The 1,015-nt window shown below is 61.7% G+C and carries 2 protein-coding genes and 1 pseudogene; 2 read left to right on the forward strand and 1 reads right to left on the reverse strand.

From position 1 onward, the window contains the following. A partial coding sequence (locus tag ENZ75_RS32840) for a phosphodiester glycosidase family protein (RefSeq protein WP_206617166.1) occupies positions 1-315 on the forward strand: 315 nt, incomplete at its 5' end. Between the two features lie 72 nt (positions 316-387). Here ENZ75_RS32840 and ENZ75_RS35500 read toward each other — a convergent pair. Continuing rightward, positions 388-663, reverse strand: coding sequence for a hypothetical protein (locus ENZ75_RS35500; protein WP_164748023.1), 276 nt, complete (start codon positions 661-663; stop codon positions 388-390). Here ENZ75_RS35500 and ENZ75_RS32845 point away from each other — a divergent pair. Next, positions 584-1,015, forward strand: a pseudogene (locus ENZ75_RS32845) (muramidase); the annotation flags it as partial. The gene ENZ75_RS35500 and the pseudogene ENZ75_RS32845 overlap by 80 nt on opposite strands.

A 1,015-nucleotide genomic window follows, 5' to 3' on the forward strand; every position in this document is an offset into this window, starting at 1 on the left:
ACCGTCGACTATGCGACGCAATCGGGGCCGATGCTGGTGATCGACGGCAAGCTGCATCCGAAATTCCAGGCCGACGGCACTTCGCGGAAAACCCGCGACGGTGTCGGGGTGCGAAAGGATGGCGTCGCGGTCTTTGCGATTTCGAATGGCACGGTGACCTTCCATGCCTTCGCCCGGCTTTTCCGCGACGCGCTCGGTTGCGATAACGCGCTGTTCCTCGACGGCACGATATCCAGCCTGTTTGCGCCTGCCATCGGCCGCAAAGACGACTACTGGAATCTCGGGCCGATGATCGGCGTCTTCAGGAAATCCTGAGCCAGTTTCCACCGCGCTTACCCGCATGCGGTATGGCGAAAAAAACTTGATTCAAACTTTATTGGTAATTTCTCATTCATAACTGATCCGGTTTGTCCGTCGGCTGTCGTTTCGCCCTCGGTCTGTTGTGTTTTGAGTACAGGTCCAGATGCGGATTCCGGGCGTCGTCAGTTTTTTGATAGCATCGCTATGCCTTGCCGGCTGCTCGTCAACGGCCGGCGTCGATGCGCTGGATTTGCAGAAACCCTCCAACGAGACCACCAGTTCCGTGATCCGGCCGCCGGCACCGATCGCCGCTGCTCCGGCGGCAAGGGGCAACAGGGCGGCAAGGGCCGGATTGGCTCCCATGTCTGACAACGGTCCGGGGGAAAAAACGCGCCCGTTCGGCTTGGCGGAGGAGGAAGAGACGGGGGTGTTTGCCGCACCTGATGCGCCTGATCCCCAAGTGCCTGATATCGGCGGGCTGCCGGTCGAGCCGGCAGCCTTGGTGTCGCCGCCCAAGCTATTGACCCGCGCGGCACCGGCCATGCTTGCCGGGCCGCTCACCCGTTACGGTTTTCGCGACGCCAAGCCGATCAATTTCGGCAAGGGTTCGCCTCGCCGCCTTGCAGTGCACGGCGTCGACGTCTCGCGTTGGCAAGGCAACGTCAACTGGGACAAGCTGCGGGCGCAGGGCGCCAACTTCGCCTACATCAAGGCG

The organism is Mesorhizobium sp. M7A.F.Ca.CA.002.04.1.1 (assembly GCF_004022805.1).
Classification (GTDB): domain Bacteria; phylum Pseudomonadota; class Alphaproteobacteria; order Rhizobiales; family Rhizobiaceae; genus Mesorhizobium; species Mesorhizobium ciceri.

Excerpts from the sequence above, each read along its gene's own strand:
- ENZ75_RS35500 (WP_164748023.1), bottom strand. The coding sequence starts at position 663 with ATGGGAGCCAATCCGGCCCTTGCCGCCCTGTTGCCCCTTGCCGCCGGA.